This window comes from Bradyrhizobium sp. SZCCHNR1098 (genome assembly GCF_032489375.1).
In the GTDB taxonomy this organism is placed as follows: Bacteria; Pseudomonadota; Alphaproteobacteria; order Rhizobiales; family Xanthobacteraceae; genus Bradyrhizobium.
The window spans coordinates 66,044-83,404 of the sequence record NZ_JAUEXY010000001.1 but is presented as its reverse complement, the minus strand read 5'-3'; the positions used below and the strand labels follow the sequence as shown (position 1 = coordinate 83,404).

At 65.8% G+C, this 17,361-nt stretch carries 15 protein-coding genes; 12 read left to right on the top strand and 3 right to left on the bottom strand.

All coding sequences use genetic code 11. The features are described 5' to 3' along the window. Window position 1: 1 nt before the first annotated feature. Window positions 2–271 carry a BolA family protein gene (locus tag QX135_RS00375; protein WP_315797294.1) on the bottom strand — a complete coding sequence of 90 codons (270 nt, stop codon included), beginning with the start codon at window positions 269–271 and terminating at the stop codon, window positions 2–4. A 110-nt stretch (window positions 272–381) separates the two neighbouring features. On the opposite strand from QX135_RS00375, the gene QX135_RS00370 reads away from it, so the two are divergent. Then, window positions 382–1,026 (top strand): J domain-containing protein, encoded by a 645-nt coding sequence (locus QX135_RS00370; RefSeq protein ID WP_316233900.1) that lies wholly within the window; start codon window positions 382–384, stop codon window positions 1,024–1,026. Window positions 1,027–1,069: 43 nt separating this feature from the next. Here QX135_RS00370 and QX135_RS00365 read toward each other — a convergent pair whose 3' ends face one another. After that, entirely contained in the window at window positions 1,070–2,158 is a 1,089-nt protein-coding gene (locus QX135_RS00365; RefSeq protein WP_316177598.1) for a citrate synthase/methylcitrate synthase, read from the bottom strand. Window positions 2,159–2,239: 81 nt separating this feature from the next. Between QX135_RS00365 and QX135_RS00360 the strand changes: the two genes are divergently transcribed. Continuing rightward, complete coding sequence (locus QX135_RS00360; RefSeq protein ID WP_316177597.1) at window positions 2,240–3,463, top strand: citrate synthase family protein; 1,224 nt, start codon at window positions 2,240–2,242, stop codon at window positions 3,461–3,463. 5 nt (window positions 3,464–3,468) lie between these two features. Here QX135_RS00360 and QX135_RS00355 read toward each other — a convergent pair whose 3' ends face one another. Then, window positions 3,469–4,125, bottom strand: coding sequence for a DedA family protein (locus tag QX135_RS00355; RefSeq protein ID WP_316161166.1), 657 nt, complete (start codon window positions 4,123–4,125; stop codon window positions 3,469–3,471). A gap of 294 nt (window positions 4,126–4,419) precedes the next feature. On the opposite strand from QX135_RS00355, the gene cobS reads away from it, so the two are divergent. From cobS to QX135_RS00305, 10 genes are all read left to right on the top strand, one after another. Further along, window positions 4,420–5,418: a cobaltochelatase subunit CobS gene (gene cobS / locus QX135_RS00350; RefSeq protein WP_315735178.1), complete on the top strand. Its 999-nt coding sequence runs from the start codon at window positions 4,420–4,422 to the stop codon at window positions 5,416–5,418. A 144-nt stretch (window positions 5,419–5,562) separates the two neighbouring features. Beyond that, window positions 5,563–7,464 carry a cobaltochelatase subunit CobT gene (gene cobT, locus QX135_RS00345; protein ID WP_315735175.1) on the top strand — a complete coding sequence of 634 codons (1,902 nt, stop codon included), beginning with the start codon at window positions 5,563–5,565 and terminating at the stop codon, window positions 7,462–7,464. A 66-nt stretch (window positions 7,465–7,530) separates the two neighbouring features. Next, window positions 7,531–8,607 carry an esterase-like activity of phytase family protein gene (locus QX135_RS00340; RefSeq protein ID WP_316177594.1) on the top strand — a complete coding sequence of 359 codons (1,077 nt, stop codon included), beginning with the start codon at window positions 7,531–7,533 and terminating at the stop codon, window positions 8,605–8,607. A 103-nt stretch (window positions 8,608–8,710) separates the two neighbouring features. Then, window positions 8,711–9,823 (top strand): NADH:flavin oxidoreductase/NADH oxidase, encoded by a 1,113-nt coding sequence (locus tag QX135_RS00335; RefSeq protein ID WP_316177592.1) that lies wholly within the window; start codon window positions 8,711–8,713, stop codon window positions 9,821–9,823. Window positions 9,824–10,040: 217 nt separating this feature from the next. Beyond that, entirely contained in the window at window positions 10,041–11,141 is a 1,101-nt protein-coding gene (locus QX135_RS00330) for an LLM class flavin-dependent oxidoreductase (RefSeq protein WP_315735169.1), read from the top strand. A 182-nt stretch (window positions 11,142–11,323) separates the two neighbouring features. Beyond that, window positions 11,324–11,749, top strand: a complete 426-nt coding sequence (locus QX135_RS00325; protein WP_315735167.1) for a hypothetical protein — start codon at window positions 11,324–11,326, stop codon at window positions 11,747–11,749. 323 nt (window positions 11,750–12,072) lie between these two features. Beyond that, the gene (locus QX135_RS00320; protein ID WP_316177590.1) at window positions 12,073–13,620 is read left to right on the top strand and encodes an ABC transporter substrate-binding protein; all 1,548 of its coding nucleotides are present in this window, start codon (window positions 12,073–12,075) and stop codon (window positions 13,618–13,620) included. Between the two features lie 80 nt (window positions 13,621–13,700). Beyond that, entirely contained in the window at window positions 13,701–14,672 is a 972-nt protein-coding gene (locus tag QX135_RS00315) for an ABC transporter permease (protein WP_315756918.1), read from the top strand. After that, window positions 14,669–15,508 carry an ABC transporter permease gene (locus QX135_RS00310; protein ID WP_315773198.1) on the top strand — a complete coding sequence of 280 codons (840 nt, stop codon included), beginning with the start codon at window positions 14,669–14,671 and terminating at the stop codon, window positions 15,506–15,508. Before QX135_RS00315 ends, QX135_RS00310 begins: the two co-directional genes overlap by 4 nt. A gap of 4 nt (window positions 15,509–15,512) precedes the next feature. Then, entirely contained in the window at window positions 15,513–17,123 is a 1,611-nt protein-coding gene (locus QX135_RS00305) for an ABC transporter ATP-binding protein (RefSeq protein ID WP_315775677.1), read from the top strand. Window positions 17,124–17,361 lie beyond the last annotated feature (238 nt).

Genomic DNA, 17,361 nt, shown 5'->3' with positions numbered 1-17,361 from the left:
ATCAAGCCTCGCCCGGCGCCTTCGCATGCAGCGCGAGCGCGTGCACCGAGCCGGCAAGTTCCGCTGCCAATGCGGCGTTGATCAGGCGGTGGCGGTCGACACGGCTCTTGCCGGCGAAGGCCTGCGACACAATATACACGCGGAAATGGGTCTCACCGCTCGGCTGATGGCCCATATGGCCTTCGTGCAGATGTGATTCGTCCTGAACATCGAGGCTTTCCGGCGAGAAAGCTTCGCGCAACTTTTCAATGATAGCATCTCGGGTCCGCATGGTCTCTGGAAATACGCATCAAATTATTTTTCGTCAATCGGCGGTCCCCGCCAGAGGTATTCGCAATGTCAAGACTTGAAGCTTTCGGCGTTGCGTAGTCAAAGTCCGCCATGCCGATCGATTCAAACAAATTCTTCGACTCCATCCGCATCAAGCCCAAGAAGCAGGCTGCGCGGCAGCCGGTGGTGCGCGAGGAGGCCCAGCCCTGTCAGTGGCCGGATTGCAAGAACAAGGGCTCGCACCGCGCGCCCAAGGGACGCGAGAACGTGCGCGAGTATTGGCACTTTTGCCTCGACCACGTGCGCGAGTACAACCAGTCCTATAATTTCTTCTCGGGGATGAACGCCGAGGCGGTCGCGCGCTATCAGAAGGATGCGCTGACCGGACATCGCCCGACCTGGAAGATGGGTGCCAACACGTCGGCCAAGCGCGGCACCGGCAGCGCCGAGGGCGATCTCGGCGATGCCGCCGATCCGTTCAGCGTCTTCGCCGAGATCAACGGCCGCGGCAGCTGGCGTCCGGATCCCCAGTCGGCCCCCAAAGCCGAGACGCGCAAGGTCTTCAACGCCGAGCGCAAGGCGCTGCAGGTGATGGGCCTTGGTCCCGATGCGACGCTCGAAGACGTCAAGGTCAAGTACAAGGCGCTGGTGAAGCAGCACCATCCCGACGCCAATGGCGGCGACCGCTCCACCGAGGATCGCCTGATCGAGATCATCAAGGCCTACAACTACTTGAAGACGGTGGTGAGGGGCTGATGCGCGACAGCGCGCGAGGCTGCCGCGCGTCGCGCTCGACGGTTCAGGGCCTCGGCCCGATATAGGCCGAGCTGGGCCGGATCAGCCGCCCCGTCCGCTGCTGCTCGCGGGCATGCGCCGTCCAGCCTGCCGCACGCGCCACCGCGAAGATCGGCGTGAACGCCTGGCGCGGCATCTTCAGCGCATCGAGCAGGATGGCGGTGAAGAACTCGACGTTGGTGTCGAGCACGCGCTCCGGATTCTTCTGCCGCAGCGCTTGGCGGATGTAAGCCTCTACCTCGCTCGCAAACGGCAGATCAGCCCCGCTGCCCGCCAGCCGCTCGATCGCGCCCTTGAGCACGTCGGCGCGCGGATCGCGCACGCGATAGATCCGATGCCCGAACCCCATCAGCCGCTCGCCGCGGCCGAGCGCCGCATCGACCCACGGCTTGATGTGGTCGCGCGTCCCGATCGCGTCCAGCATCTCCAGCACCGGCTCCGGCGCCCCGCCATGCAGCGGGCCGGTGAGCGCGCAATAGCCGGCGGTCACCGACGCGAACAGGTCGGCCTGGGTCGAGGCCACGACCCGCGCGGCGAAGGTCGAGGCGTTCATGCCGTGATCGCTGACGGTGACGAGATAGGTGTCCAAGGCCGCCACCTCCCCGCTCTCGGGCCTATCGCCACGCACCATCCGTAACGTATCGGCGGCGTGGCTGGCATCAGGGTCGGGGGCAATCGGCTGCGCTTCCTGTGCGCGCTGGACCAAGGCGCCGGCGATCACCGGGCAGGCGCCGACGATCGTGGCTTCGTCGTCGAGCCCGGGTTCGTGGCGCAGCGCCGCGACGGCGGCGCGGAAGCCGTCGATGATCGACAGGCCGGAGGTCGCGGCGAGCAGCTCGGGCAGCCGGGCAAAGGCACGCTCGCGGGCACGACCAAGGCTGGCGCGGACCTCGGCCTCGCCGACGGTGCGCTTCGTGGCCGCGCTCCATAGCCGGGCGGTCACGCCCTCGAAGCCGCTGGCGGCGGCGAGATCGGCCACACGGGCGCCGGCGATGATGAGCTCTCCCTGCTGGCCGTCGACGTGGCTGAGCACGGTCTCGGCGGCGGCGATGCCGTCGAGGCCGATCGGGGTCTTGCCGAGGTGGATGGTCATGGCGGGTCTCCTTCACGAGTGGTCACGCCGGCAAGATCCGCTCAGTCGACAACTTGATCAATCTTGATTAAGCTGATCAATATGAAAAAAGACAACGGACTTTACCTATCTGCCCGTGAAGCTTCGGCCGAGCTCGCGATCTCGCCGGCCACCCTCTACGCCTATGTCAGCCGCGGCCTGGTCCGCTCCGAGCCGTCGCCGAACTCGCGCAGCAGCCGCTATCGCGCCGAGGACATCCGCGCCCTGAAGGAGCGTCGTGCGCCGGCCCCCGAGCCGCGCGCTTTCCGCAGCTTCGATGCGGATCTCCCCGTGTTCGATTCCGCCGTGTCGACGATCACCGAAGCCGGTCCGATCTATCGCGGCGTCAATTGCGTCGACCTGGCCGCGCGCGACACGCTGGAGCATGCCGCGACACTGTTGTGGGACGTGACCGCGCTCGATCCGTTTGCGCCAGACAACCTTACGGCCGTGTCGGAGGAGATGAGTCTCATCGCCGATGCCGCGCGGCGCGCGGCGCCGATCGACCGCGCCATCGCGGTGCTGGCGCTGGCGACACATGCTGATCCCGCGGCCTTCAACCGCGCACCCGACGGTCGGGCGCTGGTCGGCGCCCGCATCGTTCGGCTTGTGGTCGCAACCATGCTGAACCAGCCCGCGTCAGCCGATCCGCTCCATGTTCAGGTAGCGCGGAGCTGGGCGCCCGGACACGAACATGCGCCGGACCTGATCCGCCGCACCTTGGTGCTGCTTGCCGATCATGAGCTGAACGCGTCGACCTTCACCGTCCGCTGTGCGGCGTCGACGGGCCTCAGCCTCTACGATGCCGTCATCGCGGGTCTTGCGGCGCTCAAAGGGCCGCAGCACGGCGGTGCCGGCGTGCTGGCGTCGCAACTGGTGAAGGCACTCATCGATCGCGATGTCGCGCCGCTGATCCGCGAGCGGGTGGCGCTGGGCGAGCGCTTCGCCGGGTTCGGGCATGGCGTCTACAAGCGCGGTGATCCGCGCGCGATCTCGCTGCTGGAGGCGCTGACGCGGGCCGGCGCGCCGCGCAAATTCACCCGCGAGGTGCCGGAGCGGATCGCAGAGGCGACCGGCGAGTTCGTTAACATCGACTACGCGCTTGCGGTGCTGGTGCATAGTCTGCGTCTGCCCGCCGGCAGCGAGCTGGCGCTGTTCGCGATGGCCCGCTGCGTCGGCTGGATCGCCCACGCCTGCGAGCAGCTGCAGCATGGCCGCCTGATCCGCCCGCGCGCCCGCTATATCGGACCCGCACCCGGCCGCGGCGCCATGTTGGATTCGCTGTAGCCGTTCTAATCCGCGGCGCCGGCCGCCAGCTGCGTCTCGCGCCGCTTCCGCATCAATCTGAGGACCAGCCAGACCACGATCGTTCCGGCGATCGCCGCGATGATCCAGGTGGATTTGGCGATATGGCTATGATGCGGAATGCCGCCATAGCGGTGCAACAGCTGCACGGCGAATACTCCGGGCAGGACATGGGCGCAGGCCCACAGCACGATGGCAGGGATGTTCACGGCGTAGAAGCGCGGCGGAGGGATGTCGAGCGCGCCGGCCGTGATCGGCACGACGGCGCGGATCGGCGCGACAAAGCGGGCGAAGAAGATCGCCAGGGTGCCGAAACGGTGGAAGAAGGCCTCGCTCTGCGCCACCAGGCGCGGATAGTTCGAGAACGGCCAACTCGTCAGGATCTCGCGCTGCCTGCGATGGCCGACCCAGAACGCCCCGCCGTCCCCCAGCACCGCGCCCAGGATGGCCGCCGCCAGCACCCATTGCAGGGTCAGCTCGCCGCCCGGAATCAACGCGCTCAGCGCCAGGATGATGGTCGTGCCTGGAACCACCGAGCCCATGATCGGGATCGCCTCCAGCAGGGCGGCCAGAAACAGGGTGAGATAGGCCAGTCCCGCATGCGCTGAGACGAAGGCAATGAGGGGATCGAACAGATGGGCCACGCGGTTCCTGTTGGTGGAGAGGGTGGGCTGGAGCTCCTCGATAAGTAGGAACCCCGGCTCCGGGTGCCACGTCGAGATCCTGGGAAGAGCCGGTGGGCGAAAAGGTGGCACGATTCGCAGGGCAGCCTTTCGAAAACGGCCACTCATGCCTATCTCGATGATATAACGACGGAACTTTGATCAAGGCTTAGGCTTCTGCCCGCGCGTGCTCTCTGCTAGGCTGGCGTCGAAGCCCTTCAACCGCAGCCAAACATGAAATCTGGTTTCGGGAATGCCCGGGACCCCGGAGGATGAATGACGACCGCCGCTACGACCAATGCGCAGGAGATGACCGGTGTGCCCGACATGAAGGTGTCGGTGCGGCAGGTGTTCGGGATCGACAGCGACCTTGAGGTGCCGGCTTTTTCCGCAAGCGACCCGCATGTCCCCGAGGTCGACGCCGACTACCGCTTCGACCGCGCCACGACGCTTGCGATCCTGGCCGGCTTCGCCAAGAATCGCCGTGTGATGGTGACCGGATACCACGGCACCGGCAAGTCGACCCATATCGAACAGGTCGCGGCGCGACTCAACTGGCCCTGCGTGCGCGTCAACCTCGACAGCCACATCAGCCGTATCGACCTCGTCGGCAAGGACGCGATCGTGGTCAGAGACGGCAAGCAGGTCACCGAGTTTCGGGATGGTATCCTGCCCTGGGCGCTGCAGCACAACGTCGCGCTGGTGTTCGACGAATATGATGCCGGCCGTCCGGACGTGATGTTCGTGATCCAGCGCGTGCTCGAAGTGTCGGGCCGGCTGACCCTGCTCGACCAGAACAAGGTGATCAAGCCGCACCCGGCGTTCCGTCTGTTCGCGACCGCCAACACCATCGGGCTCGGCGACACTTCGGGCCTCTATCACGGCACGCAGCAGATCAACCAGGGCCAGATGGACCGCTGGTCGATCGTCACCACGCTCAACTACCTCGCCCATGACGAGGAGGTCGAGATCGTGCTGGCCAAGGCCAAGCACTATCAGAACGCACAGGGCCGCGACACCGTCAACAAGATGGTGCGGCTCGCCGACCTCACGCGCAACGCCTTCGCCAATGGCGATCTGTCGACGGTGATGAGCCCGCGCACGGTGATCACCTGGGCCGAGAACTCCGAGATCTTCGGCGACATCGGCTTCGCCTTCCGTGTGACGTTCCTCAACAAGTGCGACGAGCTCGAGCGTCCGCTGGTCGCGGAATTCTATCAGCGCTGCTTCAATGCGGAGCTGCCGGAATCCTCCATCAACGTGGCGCTGAGCTGACACACCGGCGTCCTCCTGGCCTCGGGCCGGGACCCATACGCCGCGGCCTCTCTCGTCGGGTGATGCGGGAGAGCGAGTGCGAACAAACGAACGCCGGTGGTTATCGGGCCTGGCGTTCGCCGGGACGATAGCCGCAGGAATCAGATGACCACACCGAGCAACAAGCCCCGTCCTGGCGTCAAGGAAGCACCGACCGAACCTTTCAAGAGGTCGGTCACGGGGTGCCTGCGCGCGATCGCCAGGGCGCCCGAGCTCGAAGTCTCCTTCGCGGCCGAGCGTCCCGGCCTTGCGCCGGGCAAGGCTCGGCTGCCCGAGCCGGCGCGCAAGATGACCAAGCGTGACGCCGCCGTGGTGCGCGGCCATGCCGACTCGATCGCGCTGAAGCTTGCCTGTCATGATCCGAAAATCCATCGCAAGCTGATCCCGGGCAATCCGCAGGCGCGTGGCGTGTTCGAGGCGGTCGAGCAGGCCCGCGTCGAGGCGATCGGTGCAAAACGCATGGCCGGCGTCGCCAGGAATCTCACGGCGATGCTCGATGATCACTTCCATCGCGGCAAATATGACGAGATCACCGACCGCGCCGACGCGCCGCTGTCGGATGCGCTGGCCATGATGGTGCGCGAGCGCCTCACCGGCATGGCGCCGCCGAATGCGGCGCGCAAGGTGGTCGATCTCTGGCGTCCGTTCCTGGAGGACAGGATCGGCCAGCGTCTTGATGAGCTCGGCCGCTTCACCGAGGATCAGGCCAAGTTCGGCGACCTCGTCCACGATCTCTTGTCGGCGCTCGATCTCGGCGATGAGCGCAACGCCGATTCGGAAGAGGACGAGGACAACGACGACAACCGCGACGGCGACAATGAGCAGTCCGGCGCCGAGGGCTCGCCCGAATCCGACGCTGCGCAGGAGATGAGCGCAGACCAGGCGCAGACGACGTCGGACGAGATGTCGGAGAGCGCCATGGAGGCGGCACAGGCCTCGGCGTCCGACACGCTCGATGACGGCGAACTCGGCGACGACGAGACGCCGGGTGAGGCGACGCGTCCGAACCGCGGCGGTGCGAACGAGCCGCGCGGCCCCGAATATCACGCCTTCGCGCCGAAGTTCGACGAGATCATCGCGGCGGAGGACCTGTGCGACCACGACGAGCTGGAGCGCCTGCGCTCCTATCTCGACAAGCAGCTTGCGCACCTGCAAGGCATCGTGGCGCGGCTCGCCAACCGGCTGCAGCGCCGGCTGATGGCGCAGCAGAACCGCGCCTGGGAGTTCGATCTCGAGGAAGGCGTCCTCGATCCGGCGCGGCTGTCGCGCGTGGTCATCGATCCCTATCAGCCGCTGTCGTTCATGCGCGAGAAGGAGGCGACCTTCCGCGATACGGTCGTCACGCTGTTGCTCGACAATTCCGGCTCGATGCGCGGACGCCCGATCACGGTGGCCGCGACCTGCGCCGACATTCTCGCCCGCACGCTCGAGCGCTGCGGCGTCAAGGTCGAGATCCTCGGCTTCACGACGCGGGCCTGGAAGGGCGGGCAGTCGCGCGAGGCGTGGCTCGCCGCCGGCAAGCCGGCCAATCCCGGCCGCCTCAACGATCTCCGCCACATCATCTACAAGTCGGCCGATGCGCCGTGGCGGCGGGCGCGCAAGAATCTCGGCCTGATGATGCGCGAGGGGCTGCTGAAGGAGAACATCGACGGCGAGGCGCTCGACTGGGCGCACAAGCGCCTGCTCGGGCGTACCGAGCAGCGCAAGATCCTGATGATGATCTCGGACGGTGCGCCGGTCGATGACTCCACGCTGTCGGTCAATCCGGGCAACTATCTGGAGCGGCATCTGCGCCACATCATCGAGGAGATCGAGACTCGCTCGCCGGTCGAGCTGATCGCGATCGGCATCGGCCACGACGTCACGCGCTACTACCGTCGTGCGGTGACCATCGTCGATGCCGAGGAGCTCGGTGGCGCCATCACCGAGAAGCTCGCCGAATTGTTCACGGAGACCCACGCTGCGCCGCAGCCTGCGCCGGGGCAAAAGCGCAGGCTGCATTCGTAAGCGGCCGTCGGCCGGCTGCGTCCCTCCTCCGCCTCGGAGGAGGTGGGGGAGGGGGCTCCGCTGACGATGTCGCTGCAGGCGATTGCCGACCGCAGGCGCTTTCTCGCGCTGACCATCGGCGGAGTGTCGGCATTCGCATGGTCCACGACGGCTCGTGCGCAACTCGCTCCGACGCCTGTCCGCAGACGCGCAGTTTCCGACGAGCACTCCGTCACGTCGCCGGTGAAGATCGAGGTCAATGCGCGACCGCTGCCTGCGTTCGACCTCCGCGATAGGACCCATCTGCGCTTCGGGATGCTGCAGTATCGCAGCGGCGTGGCGCTGACCTCGTCCTATCCCGGCTTCGGCGGCCTGTCTGGCATCCGGCTCGATGCCAAGGGTGAACGCTTCCTCGCGGTCAGCGACAAGGGCGGTTGGTTCACCGGCCGCATTGCTTATTCCGGCCGCGAAATCGCGGGGCTCGCCGATGTCGAAGCGGCGCCGCTGCTCGGTCCGGACGGACGGCCCATCACCGATCGCGGCTGGTATGATTCCGAGTCGCTCGCTCGCGATGGCGACATCGTCTATGTCGGCCTCGAGCGCGTCAACCAGCTCTTGCGCTACGATTTCGCCAAGGGCGGAACCGGCGCGCGCGGCGAGATCGTGCCGCTGCCGCCGGCCGCCAAGCGGCTACCCCACAACAAGGGACTGGAAGCGTTGGTAGTCGTGCCGAAGGGCCTGCCGCTCGCCGGCGCCCTGATCGCGCTCTCCGAGCGCGGTCTGGACCCGAACGGCAATCTGCTCGCCTTCCTGATCGGCGGACCCGCGGCGGGACAGTTCAGCATCGTCCGCAGCAACGAGTTCGACGTCAGCGATGCCGTGCTGCTGCCGTCGGGCGATCTGCTGGTGCTCGAACGCAAGTTCTCGCTGTTCAACGGGGTCGGCATTCGAATCCGCCGGCTGATGCTTGCGCAGATCGCGCCGGGCGCGCTGGTCGATGGTCCGGCGATCTTCTCCGCTGATCTCGGGCAGGAGATCGACAATCTCGAGGGCATCGATGCGCATGTCACGCCGGAGGGCGAGACCGTGCTGACGCTGGTGTCCGACGACAATTTCTCGATGATCCAGCGCACGCTGCTGCTGCAGTTCACGCTGGTGGAGTGAGCCGCGGCGCCGCTGCGGCGGCTCGCGTTGACCGCGCCTCGTCCATGATCGACACTCGCCGCCATCAGATCATCGCGTCAACCGTCGCAACCTGGAACTCAGCATGAGCGCCCTGTTCACTCCGATCAAGCTGCGCAGTCTCGAACTCGCCAACCGCATCATGGTGTCGCCGATGTGCCAGTACTCGGCCGAGAATGGTGCGGCCAACGACTGGCACTTCACCCACATCAACACGCTGGCGCTGTCGGGCGCGGCGATGTTCTGCATCGAGGCGACGCATGTCGAGCCGATCGGGCGCATCACCCCCGGCTGCCTCGGGCTGTGGGACGATGCGACGGAAGCTGCGCTGAAGCCGATCCTGGCCTCGGTTCGCAAACATGCGAAGGCTGCGGTTGCGATGCAGCTCGCCCATGCCGGCCGCAAGGGCTCCAGCCACAAGCCGTGGGATGGCGGACAGCAGATTCCGCTCGCGGACGGCGGATGGCAGACGGTCGCGCCCTCGGCCCTGCCGCACAAGGATGGCGAGCTCGCGCCGCAGGAGCTCGATGCAGCCGGACTGAAGCGGGTGTGCGATGCGTTCGTTTCCGCAGCCCAACGAGCCGCGCACCTCGGCATCGACGCGATCGAGCTCCACGGCGCGCATGGCTATCTGCTGCATCAGTTTCTGTCGCCGATCGCCAACCAGCGCAGCGACGCCTATGGCGGCTCGCTCGAAAACCGCATGCGGTTTCCGCTCGACGTGTTCGATGCGGTGCGGGCGGTATTTCCGGCGGACAGACCGGTCGGCGTGCGCGTCTCGGCGACCGATTGGGTCGACGGCGGCTGGGATCTCGATCAGACCATCACGTTTGCGCAAGAGCTGAAGCGCCGCGGCGCCGATTGGATCGACGTCTCCTCGGGCGGCGTGGCGCCGTTGCAGAAGATCACGCTCGGACCCGGCTATCAGGTGCCGTTCGCCGCGGCCGTGAAACAGGCGACGGCGCTTCCCACCATTGCGGTCGGTCTCATCACGCAGGCGCAGCAAGCCGAGGAGATCGTGGCCTCGGGCAAGGCCGACATGGTCGCGCTGGCCCGCGGCATGCTCTATGACCCGCGCTGGGGCTGGCACGCCGCAGCGGAGCTCGGCGGACAAGTCGCCGCACCTCCGCAATACTGGCGCTCGCAGCCGTCGACGCAGAAGGAGCTGTTCGGCAGGACGACGTTCGGCGCACGCTGACGTGCAATTGATGACCGCAATGTTGCGCATCAGCGTTGCAAAATTCTGCGGTCATCATTCCGCCCGCGACACGGCTGACGATTGTCGCTGTCGGACGAAGTGCTAGACTTCGCAGACCACGTGCGGCGATGCCGACTCGTCTGGTCGTGTTTCGTCTCGCGTGACGATGAGCGCATCGCAAAGATGCGCCGCAATATAAACGCGAGAGGAAAGCGCCATGGAAATCGGATATTTCACGATGCCCTCGCATCCGCCGGAGTGCGGATTGAAGGAGGGGCAGGAGTGGGACCTGCAGGTCCTGCGGTGGCTCGACGAGCTCGGCTATCAGGAAGCCTGGATCGGCGAGCATCACACCGCGCCCTGGGAGCCGCATCCGGCGCCCGACCTGATTCTGGCGCAGGCCTTCCGCGAAACCAAGAACATCCGGCTCGGGCCCGGCGGCTTCCTGCTGCCCTATCATCACCCGGCCGAGCTCGCCAATCGCGTCGCGATGCTCGATCACCTCTCCGACGGCCGCCTCAATTTCGGCATTGCCGCATCCGGCCTGCCGAGCGACTGGGCGATGTTCAACGTCGACGGCATGAGCGGCCAGAACCGCGAGATGACGCGCGAGGCGCTGGAGATCATCCTGAAGATGTGGTCCGAGGACGCGCCATGGACGTACAAGGGCAAGTACTGGACGGTGACCAAGCCCGATGTGATGTTCGACTTCCTCAAGCCACACATCAAGCCGATCCAGACGCCGCATCCGCCGATCGGCGTCGCCGGCCTGTCGAAGAACTCCGACACGCTGAAGCTCGCCGGCGAGCGCGGCTTCATCCCGATGAGCCTCAACCTCAACCCCGCCTATGTGTCGTCGCACTGGGACTCGGTCGAGGCCGGCGCCGCCAAGTCCGGCCGCAAGCCCAGCCGCAGCGATTGGCGGCTGGTGCGCGAGGTATTCGTCGCCGATACGGACGAGGAAGCCTGGCGCTTGTCCTCCGGCGACATGATGGGACGGATGATGGGCGAATACTTCCTGCCCCTGCTCGGTCATTTCGGCTTCAAGGACTATCTGAAGCACTCACCCGACGTGCCTGATTCCGACGTGACGGTAGATTATTGCGCCAAGCGCAACTGGATCGTCGGCTCGCCAGCCACGGTGACCGAGAAGATCGAGAAGATCTGGCATGAGGTCGGCGGCTTCGGCACGCTGTGCGTGTTCGGCTTCGACTACAAGCACAGGCCGGAAGCCTGGCACAACTCGCTGCGCCTCTTGAAGCAGGAGGTCATGCCGAGGTTGAGCCACCTCAATGCCGACCTGACCAGGGCCGCCTAATATGTTCGCGCCAGCATTCGCCCTCCCTTTCGGGCAGTGCTGGCGTCAAAAGAAATGTAGCTAAAATTTTCGCGCGAGTGCAGCTTCAGATTTGACGTTTGGGTGACGGTCTTGCCGTTAGGACGGTCCAGGCGTCGAATCCGCTGCATGCGCGTGGCGGGTCTGACATTTGGGGGCAGGTCATGCGGTTTCGCGTCAGGAAGTTTGCCCATATCCTCGAACGCTCGGGTTTGGCTCTGGCGGGGGCCGCCTGCGGCGTCTTCGTCGGGGCGCATGTCGGCTCCAGCGTTCCGTTGCTGACCACGCAGGGCTTCCTGATCGTGATGATGCTATCTGGGGCACTGGGCTTCTATCTCGGCATCGACACGCCGCAACTCCCTTTTCATCCGCATGACGAGGACTCACCTGCGGAGACGAAGATCGATACGGCCGAATTCCTGAGCGCCGTCGGGACCTTCCTTGCGACCCTGACGGCGTTCTTCGCCGTCGCCATCATCATCCTGCGCGAAGATCCGCACATCGTCTGGACGTCGCTGATCATGGTCGGCTGGATCATCGGCGTGATCATGCAGATCGTTTCCGGCGCGATCGCGCGTCTGCGGCGCTGATTTTCCCTGTTCAATTTTTGGGCTAACGCTGTCGCGAGTTTCATCTTGCGGCCGCGATTGCGATCGTGTGAGCCTTTGCATCAAGGGGCTCGACCTGTGAGCCGCGTCGTCCGGGGGCGCATTGCGCGACTGACACAGGTCCTGGCGACGTTTCCAAAGCGTTGCTCGCGGTCGTATTGGAGCCCGTTCTACGGCGCTGCGCGCGGACGATCCAACAGCCCATGCGCCCAGAGCAGGCATCACATCAGAAGCCGCATGGCGATATCGCGCACCTTGGCGCGCTTGATGCATCGCGGCCCGCAATGACATTTGGGAAGTTCATCATGTTGAAACGGGTGCTGCTGGGTGTAGTCATTGGCTGCGGACTGTCCGCGGCGCAAGCGGAGGAGCCGAAGGTCGGCGGCGTGGTCAACGCGGTGATTCAGCCCGAGCCGCCGGGCCTGATGCTCGCGATGGTCCAGAACGGCCCGACGCAGATGGTCGCCGGCAACATCTTCGAAGGCCTGCTGCGCTACAGCCCCAAGCTCGAGCCGCTGCCCGGCCTCGCCGAGAGCTGGACCATCAGCCCGGATGCCAAGGTCTACACTTTCAAGCTGAAGGCCGGCGTGACCTGGCACGACGGCAAGCCGTTCACCTCGGCCGACGTGCTGTTCTCGATCGAGATGCTGAGGCAGACGCATGCGCGCGCCCGCAACAACCTCGTGATGGTCGAGAAAGTCGAGGCGCCGGATGATCTCACGGTGGTGTTCACGCTGAAGGAGCCGTTCGGTCCCTTCATCGGCATCTTCGAGGTCGGCTCGATGCCGATGGTGCCGAAGCACCTGTATGAGGGCACCGACTACAAGACCAATCCGAACAACAACGCGCCTGTCGGCACCGGCCCCTTCATGTTCAAGGAATGGCAGAAGGGCTCCTTCATCCGGATGGTGAAAAATCCGAACTACCATGAGAAGGGTAAGCCCTATCTCGACGAGGTCTACTGGCAGATCATTCCCGACGCCGCCGCGCGCGCGGTCGCCTTCGAGACCGGCAAGGTGGACGTGCTGCCGGGCGGCTCGATCGAGAATTTCGACGTGCCGCGCGTCTCCAAGCTGCCGGGCGCCTGCGTCACCGGCGCCGGCTGGGAGTTCTTCTCGCCGCTGGCCTGGATGTGGCTCAACAACCGCAATCCGATCCTGGCCAACAAGAAGGTGCGTCAGGCGATCATGTACGCCATCGACCGCGACTTCGCCAAGGACGTGATCTGGAACGGCCTCGGCAAGGTGGCCACCGGCCCGTCGGCGTCGACCATCAAGTTCTACAGCGACGACGTGCCGAAATATCCGTATGACCCGGCCAAGGCGAAGGCGCTGCTCAAGGAGGCCGGCTACAAGGGCGAGAAGATCCGCATGCTGCCGCTGGCCTATGGCGAGACCTGGCAGCGCTGGGGCGAGGCGGTGAAGCAGAACCTGCAGGATGTCGGCATGAACATCGAGACGATCGCGACCGACGTCCCAGGCGGCAACCAGAAGATCATGGAGTGGGACTACGACATCGCCTTCACTTATCTCTATCAGTACGGCGATCCCGCGCTCGGCGTCTCCCGCAACTACATCACCTCGGCGATCGCCAAGGGCCAGCTGTTCAACAATGTGGAGGGCTATTCGAACCCGGAGGTCGACAAGTTGTTCGCGGAGGGCGCCACGGCGCCGACCGATGCCAAGCGCAAGGAGGCCTACGACAAGGTGCAGAAGATCCTGGCTGAGGACGTGCCCGTGGCCTGGCTGCTCGAGCTGCAGTTCCCGACCATCACCAAGTGCAAGGTGAAGAACCTCATCACCACCGGCATCGGCGTCAACGACGGCTTTCGCGATGCCTGGCTCGACAAATAGCGGTGCGTTCCGGGGCGCGGCCATGATCCCCGCGCTCCGGTGTTTCGCTGTTCCGTCGAGCTGACTTCCACGGGGCTTTCATGCTCTCCTTCATCGCCCAGCGCGTCGTGAAGGGCGTCATCGTCCTTCTCGCCATCATCGTGCTGAATTTCTTCCTGATCCGGCTGGCGCCGGGCGATCCGGCCGTGGTGATGGCCGGCGAAGCCGGCGCCTCCGACCAGCTTTTCGTGGCGCAGCTGCGCGAAAAATTCGGCCTCGACCGTCCGCTGCCGGAACAGCTCCTCATCTACGTCAAGGGCATCGCCAGCCTCGACCTCGGCTTCTCGTTCCGCCAGCAGGCGCCGGTCGCCAGGCTGATCGCCGAGCGGCTGCCGGCGACCCTGCTGCTGACGCTCACCGCGTTCGCGATCTCGCTCGGTCTCGGCATCCTGTTCGGCGCGCTCGCCGCGCGCTTCGCCGGCACGATCCTCGATACTGCAATTACTGTGCTCGCGCTGATCTTCTACGCGACGCCGCTGTTCTGGATCGCCCTGATCGCGATCCTGCTGTTCTCGGTCTGGGTCGATTGGTTGCCGAGCTTCGGCTATGAAACGGTCGGTGCCGGCTATACGGGAGTCCGCCACGCGCTCGACGTCGCCGCACATCTCGCCATGCCGGCTGCCACGCTCGGCCTGTTCTTCATGGCGACCTACACCCGCATGACCCGCGCCTCGATGCTCGAAGTCAAGCGCCTCGACTTCGTCAAGACCGCGCGCGCCAAGGGCCTGCGCGATGGCGTCATCCTGCGCCGCCACGTGCTGCGCAACGCGCTGCTGCCGGTGGTGACCCTCGCCGGCGTGCACGCCGGCACCCTGGTTGGCGGCGCGGTGCTGACCGAGACGGTCTTCGCCTGGCCGGGCATCGGCCGGCTGATGTACGACGCGCTGATCCAGCGCGACTACAACCTGCTGCTTGGCGTGTTCGTGGTCTCCTCGGCCATGGTGCTGATCTTCAATCTCGTCACCGATCTCGTCTACCGACTGGTCGATCCGCGCATTGAGTACGCCTCATGAGGCAGTTCTGGCGCACCATGCTGCGCAGCCCGAGCGGCATCATCGGGCTGATCATTCTCGTTCTGGCGATCGTGATCGCGGTGGCCGGGCCGGTCTACTTCCCCAATTCACCATGGCGCATGGTGCAGCGGCCGTTCGTTCCGCCGTTCACGCTGTCGAAGGTCCCGCTCGGCACCGATGCGCTCGGACGCGACGTGCTCGCCGGCCTGATCTTCGGCGCCCGCGTCTCGTTGCTGGTCGGTCTCGTCTCGACACTCGTTGCGCTGATCGTCGGCGTGCCGCTCGGCGCCATCGCCGGCTATTTCGGCGGCCGCGTCGATGATGCGCTGATGCGCTTCACCGAGTTCTTCCAGACCATCCCGAGCTTCGCGCTCGCCATCGTGCTGGTCGCGATCCTGCAGCCGTCGATCTATTCGATCGTCGCCGCCATCGGCCTCGTCAGCTGGCCGCCTGTGGCGCGGCTGGTGCGTGGCGAGGTGCTGAGCCTGCGCACCCGCGAATATGTCCAGGCGGCCATCGTCACCGGACAGAGCAATGCCTGGATCATCTGGCGCGAGATCCTGCCCAACGCGCTGTCGCCGGTGATCGTGCTGGCCTCGCTGATGGTCGCGACCGCGATCCTCCTGGAATCCTCGCTGTCGTTCCTCGGCCTCGGCGATCCCAACCTGATCTCCTGGGGCTACATGGTCGGCGCCGGTCGCACCGTCATTCGTCAGGCGTGGTGGATCACGGTGTTTCCTGGCGTCGCGATCCTGCTGTCGGTGCTCGGCCTCAATCTGATCGGCGAGGGGCTGAACGATGCGCTCAACCCGCGCCTGTCGCGCGAGGGCAGGTGAGAAGATGGCCGATCCCGTCGTTGCCATCAGGAACCTCCGTATCGCCTTGCCGCCGGGCGCAGAGCGCGCCCATGCGGTCGACGGCGTCTCGTTCGATCTCTCCGCCGGCAAAATCGTCTGCGTGGTCGGCGAATCCGGCTCGGGCAAGTCGATGTGCGCGCATGCGCTGCTCGGCCTGCTACCGGATACTGTCAGAGTCGAAAGCGGCGAGATCCGCTTCGAGGGACGCGACCTGCTTGCCGTCGATGCCGAAGGCTGGCGCGATCTGCGCGGCCGCCGCATCGCCATGGTGTTCCAGGAGCCGATGACCGCGCTCAATCCGCTGATGCGGATTGGCGAGCAACTGATGGAGGTGTTCGAAGCGCATGATCTGCTGAGCCCCCGGGAGCGCCGCGCCAAGGCGCTGGAGCTGGCGCGTGAGGTCGGGCTGCCCGATCCCGAACGGATCATCCGCGCCTATCCGCATCAGCTCTCCGGCGGCCAGCGCCAGCGGGCGATGATCGCGATGGCACTCGCGCTCGAGCCGGCCGTGCTCGTCGCGGACGAGCCGACCACCGCGCTCGACGTCACGACCCAGGCGCAGATCCTCAAGCTGATCCGCAACCTGCAGGCCAGCCACAACATGGCGGTGATGTTCATTACCCATGATTTCGGCGTCGTCGCCGATATCGCCGACGAGGTCGTGGTGCTGCGCCATGGCAAGGTGGTGGAGGAGGGCACGGCCGCCGCCGTGCTCGGCCATCCGCAGCATGACTACACCAAGGCGCTGCTCGCCGCCGTGCCGTCGTTCGATCCGCCGCCACGGCAATCACGCGAGGATGCGCCTCGGGCGGTGGAGGTGATCGGCCTCGACAAGACATATGTGACGCCGACCGGCTGGTTCCGTCCGAAGCGCGAGACCCGCGCGGCGCATGCGGTCAACTTCGCGATCCATCAGGGCGAGACGCTCGGACTCGTCGGCGAGTCCGGCTCGGGGAAGTCATCCGTTGCGCGTCTCGTGATGCGGCTGATCGAGGCCGATCGCGGCACGGTGCGGATCGGCGATGTCGATCTCACGGCGCTGGACGGCCGCGCATTGCGCGCGCAGCGTCATCGCATCCAGATGATCTTCCAGGATCCGTTCGCCTCGCTCAACCCGCGCCGCAAGGTCGGCCGCATCATCGCCGACGGCATGGTTGCGCGCGGCACCGCGCTCGACGCAGCGCTGAAACGCGCGCAGGAATTGCTCGGCATGGTCGGGCTCGACGCCGGCGCCATCGGCCGCTACCCGCATGAATTCTCCGGCGGCCAGCGTCAGCGCATCGGCATTGCGCGCGCGCTCGCGCTCGATCCGGAGATCATCGTCGCGGATGAAGCGGTGTCGGCGCTCGACGTGTCCGTCCAGGCGCAGGTGCTGCGGCTGCTGGAAGATTTGAAGGCGCGCCTTGGTCTGTCGATGCTGTTCATCACGCATGACCTGCGGGTGGCCGCGCAGATCTGCGATCGGATCGCCGTCATGCAGAAGGGCGAGATCGTCGAGCTGAAGCCGACCGCGGCGCTGTTCGCCAATCCCGAACACGTCTATACGCGCGAGCTGCTCGCTGCCGTGCCCGGCCGCAAGCACGGGATGGCGTGATTGTGCGTAAGCCGTCGGCCGGTCGGAACGATGGAGCGCCGGGTCGGGTTCAATTCCTTGCAACATCTTCGGCGTATTTGGATTATAATAGGAAGGGCCCCCCGATGAGGCCGCAGGGTGGTCGTCCAAGCCGGTCCGCGCCAAGACAGCGGGCTCCGCCTACCCGAGGCCGTCATTGAACCGTGCCCATGCTATGCCAGTCTCGACAGGATGTCGCAGCGGCGTTCACCATTCCAAC